The organism is Bacteroidota bacterium, assembly GCA_018698135.1.
Classification (GTDB): Bacteria; Bacteroidota; Bacteroidia; order CAILMK01; family JAAYUY01; genus JABINZ01.
Genome location: JABINZ010000199.1, coordinates 1 through 8583, shown reverse-complemented (window position 1 = coordinate 8583; position 8583 = coordinate 1). Strand labels below are relative to the sequence as shown.

Sequence of the window (8583 nt, the reverse complement as noted above, 5' to 3'; positions counted from 1 at the left end):
CAAGAGGTGGAATGATTTTGATCGGTGAAGATTTTGAAAATCCATGGGGCAAAGCAACTAAAAAAGGTACAGTCCGTAAAATGTCTTCCTTATTGGATTCTGCCGTATTCCCAGGAATTCAGGGAGGGCCACTTGAACACGTAATAGCAGCAAAAGCAGTTGCATATGGAGAAGCATTAACCGACAGCTACATGAACTATATTCTTCAAGTTCAGAAAAATGCACAGGTTATGGCTCAGGCATTTGTTGACAAAGGCTATAAAGTAATATCAGATGGCACTGACAATCATTTAATGCTGATTGATTTAAGAACTAAGTTTCCTGAAATAACAGGTCGTATTGTAGAAGATACATTGGTACAAGCAGACATTACAGTAAACAAGAACATGGTACCATTCGACACACGTTCACCATTCCAAGCCTCAGGTTTACGAGTGGGTACTCCTGCTATTACAACACGTGGTTTAAAAGAAGAGCATATGGCTCCTATTGTAAACATGATAGATGAAGTAATCAGCAATTTTGAAAGCGAAGAAGTTATTGTCAATACAAGAACAAAAGTGAATGAAATGATGTCTTCATTCCCCTTGTTTGCTGAATAAATAAACAACATAAAATAGTGAGCCTGTTTTCCATTTGGTTAACAGGCTTTTTTTTTCTCAAATTTTATTTCTCTCATTAATCTCAAACACTTGTGTCTAAAGCAATGCAGGTAAATTAGAATTTTTTGTTAACATAATTATCTCTAAATTAGTTCGCTGGAATCGACATTAAAAAAAATAAATTCTAATCAAATGAAAAGATTATTAATTGTAGCTCTCGCTTTATTCTTAGGAATTACTGCATTTTCTCAACCAAAACGTCACATGGTAGTTGAGGAATTAACAGGAACCTGGTGTACTTACTGCCCAAGAGGTAACTGGTATGCAGATTCTATGACACATGAATATGAAGATTTAATATTTATAGCACTGCATGTAAACGATCCGATGGAATTAGTTGGCTACCCTGATTCATCAGGATTAACTGGAGCACCCACTGCAAATATTGACCGAGTAAAGAAAAAGTTAAGTACTGGAATTTGGTTTGAAGGACTTACTGTTCGAATGACAGAAATACCTGAAGCAAATGTGTATGTTTCGACAACTTATAATGCAACAACGAGGAAATTAACAGCTACTGTTTCTGCTGAATTCTTTGAGGATTTAGCTGGAGATTATCGTTTTGCAGCTGTTGTTGTAGAAGATGGTGTAACAGGAGACAACACACAATATAACCAGACTAACTATTATGCTGGAAATTCCAGTTATTGGGGTGGATATGAAAAAATGCCTGCTTCAATTCCTTATTATATGATTGCTTATGATCATGTTGGACGTGCCTTATTAGGTGGTTATTATGGCAAGCAAAATAGCTTACCAGCAAGTATTTCAACCAACGACACATTTTCATATACTTTCACTTATACACTACCTGCTGAGTTTAATGAGAACTACATCCGGGTAGCAGGGCTTTTAGTTAATGCAGCAACATCAGAAATTATCAATGCCAACAAAAGTCCGTATATGAATGGCAATACGAACGCCAAACCATTTTTCATTAATACACCCGAAGTAGATGCCTATGTTAGTACGGAGTATGATGAAACAATTTATGCGCACGATCCTGATGATAAAAATATTACAATTACCACAGTTGGAACTGTTCCTCCTTGGCTAACAGTTGGTATTAAAGGAAAAGTTGTGACTTTATTAGGAACTCCAACAGCAGTAGGAACTGTTAATCTGGAATTAAAAATTGATGATGGAACAGAAAGCATCAACAAAGTATTTACGATAAATGTAAATGCAGCCTATCCGCATAACTGGCAATTAGTAGGCGGAACTCAAGTTGGAGGGAAACAGGTTTTTGCTCCGGATGTTGCTGTTAATAAAAACAATACAATATTCACATCCTATACAGATCTGGCCACCCAGCAAGTACTCGTTCATCAGCTTCAAAATGGAAATTGGAAGCAAGTAGGTGGAGCAGTTGATTACATGGGAAATTGGACATCAATGTCAGTAGATAAAGCAGGAATACCTTATGTTCTTTACAATATTTATGATGGAACAGATGTCAAAAATCTCATGGTGAAAAAGTTTAATGGAATGAATTGGGAACAAGTTGGACAAATAATTACACCATCACCTACTGCAGGAATTGATATTGGATTTGATAATAACAACATACCTCACATTGTTTGTCAGGAAGGTGAAAACAATGCCATGATGATGTTTTACAATAAATCTACAGGATACTGGGATTTAGTAGGATATAGTTTAGCCTATAGAGGAGCTTCGCTAAATATGGCTTTTGATAGTAAAAACAGACCTTTAGCCATGTATGTTGATATTGATAATAACAATATTCCTTATGTTAAGCGCTTTGAAAACGATGTATGGGAAGTTGTTGGTGGTAATAGTGTAGATACAAGTGGTGTGTATGCATATTATGGTTTTGCAATTGATAAAAATGATAATATTTATGTGGCACTGACCAGAAACTATCAAAAACAATTGATGGTTTATAAATATGACGGAACAAGTTGGTCCATGATAGGCGAAGACATTGCAGGTGGAGAATCTTTCAATACACGAATCGTTGTAGATAATTGGGGCAAAGTATATGTTTTGAGTCGCGATGGTATTAAGAAAGACAGACCTACAGTTTGGAGCTGGGATGGAAGTGTTTGGGAAAGTACAGGCCCTCGTGGATTTAGTAAAAGCAGCATAAGCTTCGGAGAAATAACGATTGATAATAACAATATGCCGATTGTCAGTTATAGAGATGCTGGTAACAATTACAATCAAACAGTTATGAGTTATGGAACATTTACCGATATCGAAGAAGATTTCATATTCACTGACAATTCAATAGATGCGTATCCTAACCCAGCAAAAAACCGAATTCAACTTGATTTAAGTAATGCAACTTCTGGGGATTATATTGTTTCCGATATTTTTGGACATACAGTAGCCAAAGGTTCATTCCAGTCAGAAAGTGTAAGTATTAATATCAGCCACCTATTAAGTGGTGTTTATATTGTTACTGTTCATGCTGACAATCAACAATGGTATTCAAAATTCACAAAAGAATAATACAATAAAGAGGTTGTCTCAAAAGGCAACCTCTTTAACTATATTTCAGTTATCCCACAGATTTAAACATAGCAATATGTAACCAATTTCTTTTTCTCAATTCTAAATTATAGAGAAATGAAACAGGTAATTCTAGTATGCCTATTAATCGGTTCTTTTCAATTAATGGGACAGAATATTGGGAATTCGAGTTTTGAAGATTGGACTTTTGGTGGTGTTATTCAAAAACCTACCGGCTGGAGTACTTCCAATGAATTTACCGCATTACAGGGGAATTATACTGTTGAGCCTGATAGTAATAGCTTTGCAGGATTATATTCAGTCCATATTAAAACCATTGATATTGGAACTCCTGCTGTGCCCTATCCGGGTTATGTCGTTAATGGATTATTAACACCTAATGGAAAAAATGACTTTGGAAAATTGAGTTATGCAGGAGAAGCATTTCCTTACAAACCTTTTAAACTAATTGCATATTACAAGTTTACATCTAACGCACCTATTGAAGATTGGGCCTATGCTTACGTATTATTAAAAAAATACGATATTAATAGCAATACAAGTATCAATATTGGATTTGGATCCAATACCTTTTTAAATCCCTCTCCTACTTTTAAATATTTTGAAGTACCAATATCATACATGGTTCAAGGAGTAACGCCCGATTCAATAGTTGTTGCATTCTTTTCTAGCTATCCGCAATCGCCTATCAGTGGAGGTGAGCTTTGGGTAGATAAAATATCATTTGACTATACGGGAAGTATAAATGAAAATAAAAATGACATTAGAATTTACCCCAATCCTGTAAAAGACTATTTAATTATTGAGTCTTTATCCAAAGATTGGGAATACAATATCTATAATATTCATGGTCAAAAAATCAGATCAGCTTATACCAATGATCTAAAAACTTCAATTGACACCAAAGAAATGAAAAAAGGGATTTATTTAATAATGATAAATTCTCCTGATGGAAAATTCACGCAAACGTTTATCAAAGAATAAAATTAGTCTATAGGATCGCTAATGCTAATGTTGAATTCATTACTCAATAGTTTATTAACACAGTAATCCTCTGCTTTTTTATAAGCTTCATCCGGACTTAACGCATTTACAAGTTTATAAATGCTGGTTCTAAAATTTTCCTGTGCATAGGTGATATTGGCCAAGTACATGTATTTCTTCTTTATTGTTTTATACTCATGATACTATTAGACAAATGAAACAACAAAAGGTTGCTTCTAATTTATCAACACAGCTATAACGTTTGAAATGCCCACTTTACTACAATTTATTTTTGTATTCTATTTACGACTCATGCATTATTAATAGTAACTTAGTATTCAATTTTACAAAATGAAAAAAATAAAATTAATATGGTCAATATTCAGAACCATTGGTTTTGTGCTGGTTGGCTTAATGAACACCCTGTTTCTTAGAGTAGAAGATGTTGGAAGCTGGAAGAACTATGTTGGATATGCCTTTTTAATCATTGCAGCAATTGATATAATTGGAATTCTCATTTCTTATCGAAAAATGAAAACCAAAGCAAAAGATGAATAACCCTTCCCTGAAAATATACTTTGCTGCCTCCATCCGTGGTGGACGAGAAGATGCCAAACTATACCTTCAGCTTATTGAATACCTTAAAAGCTTTGGAGAAGTGCTTACCGAACACATTGGCGATGCTTCATTAAATTCCTTTGGTGAAGATGGAAGTTCTGATGAGTTCATTCATGATCGAGATATGAACTGGCTATTAAGTGCTGATATCCTTATTGCAGAAGTAAGTACTCCCAGTTTAGGTGTTGGTTATGAAATCGGACGAGCCATTGAAAATGGAAAAAAGATATTTTGTTTGTTTCGAAAACAAGAAGGTAAAAGAGTATCTGCCATGATAGCCGGATCAAATGATTTGATTTGCAAAGAATACACAGACTTAGAATCAGCCAAGTCAATCATCAACAAATTTCTCTCTGACAATCTGAACAATAATTAAAATCCTGACAGGATATTTTTATTTCAAAACGATACTCATTTTGCTACTCGATAAAGCGCCAAAATAACCCAAAGCTCCATTCGAAATATTACTAATGGGATTTGCAGGTGCCGATGTACTCATTGGGTTTGTATTCATCACATCCGCCAGAGTTGAATAATAAGTATATACTTTTTCGTCTATGCTACATAGTTCAATGCTTATGGTATCGTTTTTCTTAAAATCTGCAGTAAATTGTTGAAGGCTCATCGATTCTCCATCATTAAGCTCATCATTCAGCAAGCTTATATCATCAATAACAACTCCATTCAAATATGTTCTAAACCTATAATGGTTAACTACATTTACCGTATCTGTAAAATAGGTTGAAATAAGATAAAACTTTGGTGCGTGTGCCGGAGTTCCCGGAAATTTAATTTTCTCTGACAGAACGGAATCTATTGGTCTTTCAAATGGTAAATAGCTCTCAGCCGAATATGTTGTACCATCAACTATTACATTTAAGAAATAGGTTCTTCCCTCAATTCCTTGTAAATGACCCGACATGTAAACGCCATCCTCAATTTCTGTAAAAGTATCAACTTGTCCGGCATCATCTGAAACAATAACTGAAGCACCCATAACAGCTGGTATTTTATCAGGATTGAAAAAATTAGTTGTATACGTTAAGTTTACAACATAAGGACCTGCTTCATTATTAATTAATCCTTCAACAACTAATTTTGGATCTGCACTATTCAAATCCAGTTCAACTACTTTTTCACAGGAAGAAAGTATAACAAGTGCAACTATGGCTATGATTAAAGATTTCATTGTATTAAAATTTAAAGTTATAACTGATCGATGGAATGAAACGGAATAAAGACATTTGTACAGCTTCAGTTACGTTTGGATCATCTTCGCTTTGACGGAAATTGATAGTATATGCATTCTCTCTTCCATATGCATTATAAAGCGATGCATTCCAACTTGATTCGCATGTAGCAGTTTTCTTTCTATAATAGGTAACACCAATATCCAATCGGTGATAATCAGGCATTCTATATCCATTTCGCTCGGTATAATAACTAACCAATCTGCCATCAATCATGTATTTCCCACTTGGGAATGTTACCGCATCACCTGTGTTGTAAACCCAAGTTGCTGACACATTCCATTTTTCATTGAACTGGTACATACCTACTATGGCAATATCATGTGTCCGATCATGCTTCACAGGATACCAACTTCCATTACTAATTTCATCAAATTGGTTTTCAGTTCTTGCCAATGTGTACGATATCCAGCCTGTTAATTTGCCTGATCGCTTTTTAATATACAACTCCAAACCATAAGCACGTCCATCACCAAATACCAACTGAGATTCTATTAAAGGATTAAACATTAAATCAGCTCCATTTTTATAATCAACCTGATTTTGAAGTTCTTTATAATAGATTTCAACAGAAGTTTCAAAGCTGTTATCGTTAAAATTCCGGAAATAACCCAAAGCCACCTGATTACTTATTCCAGGCTTCACAATATTACTACTGGGTATCCATGCATCCATGGGAGTGCCCGAGGTTGCATTGCTTACTAATTGCAAGTATTGTCTGTTACGATTATAGGAGGCCTTAATTGAACTTTTTTCATTCAGTAAAAAAGAAGCTGAAAATCGTGGTTCAAATCCCCAGTAATTCTCAATTATTTCATTTTTCCTGAAGTTTGTCGTATCAGTTACAATGCTCTCCTCATTATATGTAAAAACATCTCCCGGGCCTAAAGCAGCAAAATCAGAAAAGCGTATTCCTGCATTTATTTTTAAACGTGAAGTGATTTCAGATTCCCAACTCACATATGCAGCTGTTTCAAGTGCAAAGTCATCTTCTATTTTAAAAAGCGTATCCAGAGAACTTACTTCCACTTTTCCCGGAATAAAAGTATGATAAATAGCATTTAACCCAAATTTAATTGTGTTTTTCGAATTAAGATAATACTGTAAATCCTCTTTAAAATTAAAATCCTGAATACCTGAAAGAATACTGATTTTGTCATCACCAAATGAGGCATTGATTTCATAATTATAATCACTGTAAATTAAAGATGTATTGGAAAATAATTTGTCGCTAAAAATATGATTCCAGCGTAATGTTCCTGTAATATTCCCCCAATCAACTCCCATAACATCATTAAAACCAAACTTATCCCGACCTAAGTAACCAGATACAAATATTCTGTCCTTGTCACTTATTTTATAATTTGCTTTAACATTTAAATCATAAAAGTAAAGTTGGGTATTTTTCAATTCCTCGCGACTCGATAGTTTTAAAAACACATCGGCATAGGTTCTTCTTCCCGAAACGATAAAAGAGCTTTTGTCTTTTACGATTGGCCCCTCCACAGTAAGTCGTGATGAAATCAGACCAATTCCGCCTGAAAAGTCATAACCTTTTGAGTTACCATCCTTCATTTTAATATCAAGAACTGAAGAAAGTCTTCCTCCATATTCCGCAGGCATTCCACCTTTGATTATTTTTACATCCTTCAGTGCATCGGAATTAAAAACAGAAAAGAATCCCAATAAGTGAGATGCATTGTAAACAGGTGCTTCATCCAACAAAATCAAATTTTGATCGGCTCCTCCTCCACGGACATGAAAACCACTACTTCCCTCTCCTGCAGACTTAATGCCCGGCATCAGCTGGATCGTTTTTAAGATATCCTGTTCACCAAATAATACAGGTATCATTCTTACTTCAGCGGGATCAAGTTTCATTGTACCCATTTCAGTTGACTTCACATTTTTGTCATCTCGTTCACCTGAAATGATAATTTCTTCCAAATCAAGGGCATTGGGTGAAAGCTCTTTTATAATAGATTGGTTCTGATTTAGAGTGACCCTTTGCTTTACACTCACATAGCCCATATAGTGAAATTCAACTTGGTAATTACCTTTGGGAAGTGTAATAGAATAAAATCCATACTCGTTTGAAATGGTTCCATCCTGAAGTTCTGATATATATACTGTAGCTCCAATGAGTTCTTCTCCATTTGTGGCATCTCTAACATAGCCACTTATCGTATATTTTGATTGGGCAAAGCTGGTTGCTGAGTACATTATCAGCATTATACATAAAAAAATAAATTGCTTAAATCGCATGCTTGTTCTAAATTTCAAATTACTGATTGTATTTATTAACGCAAGTTCTTCTCCTAGCAAAAATCAGGATATTTTTTATTTTCAAACTTTTTCAAACTATGCTTGACAAAATTGCATTCAATACCATCTGGTATAAGACGCTTTTAAAGGCGATACGACTACAACTTAATTTGAAAAATTATCACAATTTATTTGTAGATTTTTTGAAGAATTAGGAAAGAGTGTTAATAATAGATAGTATCAAATCGAAAATTAATCAACCTAAGCCTGTCCACTTTTATCGTATTAGCGTAACATTACCAAAT

At 34.5% G+C, this 8583-nt stretch carries 8 protein-coding genes; 5 read left to right on the top strand and 3 right to left on the bottom strand.

The window, feature by feature from the left end; translation table 11 throughout:
• The 3 genes from glyA to HOG71_13050 all read left to right on the top strand — a co-directional run.
• Positions 1-602 (top strand): serine hydroxymethyltransferase (gene glyA, locus HOG71_13060; GenBank protein MBT5991774.1); only part of this gene is annotated, 602 nt, incomplete at its 5' end.
• Positions 603-794: 192 nt separating this feature from the next.
• Positions 795-3140 (top strand): Omp28-related outer membrane protein, encoded by a 2346-nt coding sequence (locus HOG71_13055; GenBank protein MBT5991773.1) that lies wholly within the window; start codon positions 795-797, stop codon positions 3138-3140.
• 117 nt (positions 3141-3257) lie between these two features.
• Positions 3258-4145, top strand: a complete 888-nt coding sequence (locus tag HOG71_13050) for a T9SS type A sorting domain-containing protein (GenBank protein MBT5991772.1) — start codon at positions 3258-3260, stop codon at positions 4143-4145.
• 2 nt (positions 4146-4147) lie between these two features.
• Here the strand turns inward: HOG71_13050 and HOG71_13045 are convergent, their stop codons facing one another.
• A complete protein-coding gene (locus HOG71_13045; GenBank protein MBT5991771.1) occupies positions 4148-4315 on the bottom strand; it encodes a hypothetical protein in 168 nt (55 codons plus the stop codon).
• A gap of 181 nt (positions 4316-4496) precedes the next feature.
• Here HOG71_13045 and HOG71_13040 point away from each other — a divergent pair, with 181 nt between their 5' ends.
• Both HOG71_13040 and HOG71_13035 read left to right on the top strand, forming a co-directional pair.
• Complete coding sequence (locus HOG71_13040; GenBank protein MBT5991770.1) at positions 4497-4703, top strand: hypothetical protein; 207 nt, start codon at positions 4497-4499, stop codon at positions 4701-4703.
• A gap of 7 nt (positions 4704-4710) precedes the next feature.
• Positions 4711-5139 (top strand): nucleoside 2-deoxyribosyltransferase, encoded by a 429-nt coding sequence (locus HOG71_13035; GenBank protein MBT5991769.1) that lies wholly within the window; start codon positions 4711-4713, stop codon positions 5137-5139.
• Positions 5140-5157: 18 nt separating this feature from the next.
• On the opposite strand, the gene HOG71_13030 is transcribed toward HOG71_13035, so the two are convergent.
• Together HOG71_13030 and HOG71_13025 are read right to left on the bottom strand one after the other, a co-directional pair.
• Positions 5158-5952 (bottom strand): DUF4249 domain-containing protein, encoded by a 795-nt coding sequence (locus tag HOG71_13030; protein ID MBT5991768.1) that lies wholly within the window; start codon positions 5950-5952, stop codon positions 5158-5160.
• 4 nt (positions 5953-5956) lie between these two features.
• Positions 5957-8278 carry a TonB-dependent receptor gene (locus HOG71_13025; protein ID MBT5991767.1) on the bottom strand — a complete coding sequence of 774 codons (2322 nt, stop codon included), beginning with the start codon at positions 8276-8278 and terminating at the stop codon, positions 5957-5959.
• Positions 8279-8583: the final 305 nt, after the last annotated feature.

Coding starts and splice junctions, on each gene's coding strand:
- HOG71_13055 (MBT5991773.1), top strand. CDS start 795: ATGAAAAGATTATTAATTGTAGCTCTCGCTTTATTCTTAGGAATTACT.
- HOG71_13050 (MBT5991772.1), top strand. CDS start 3,258: ATGAAACAGGTAATTCTAGTATGCCTATTAATCGGTTCTTTTCAATTA.
- HOG71_13045 (MBT5991771.1), bottom strand. CDS start 4,315: ATGTACTTGGCCAATATCACCTATGCACAGGAAAATTTTAGAACCAGC.
- HOG71_13040 (MBT5991770.1), top strand. CDS start 4,497: ATGAAAAAAATAAAATTAATATGGTCAATATTCAGAACCATTGGTTTT.
- HOG71_13030 (MBT5991768.1), bottom strand. CDS start 5,952: ATGAAATCTTTAATCATAGCCATAGTTGCACTTGTTATACTTTCTTCC.
- HOG71_13025 (MBT5991767.1), bottom strand. CDS start 8,278: ATGCGATTTAAGCAATTTATTTTTTTATGTATAATGCTGATAATGTAC.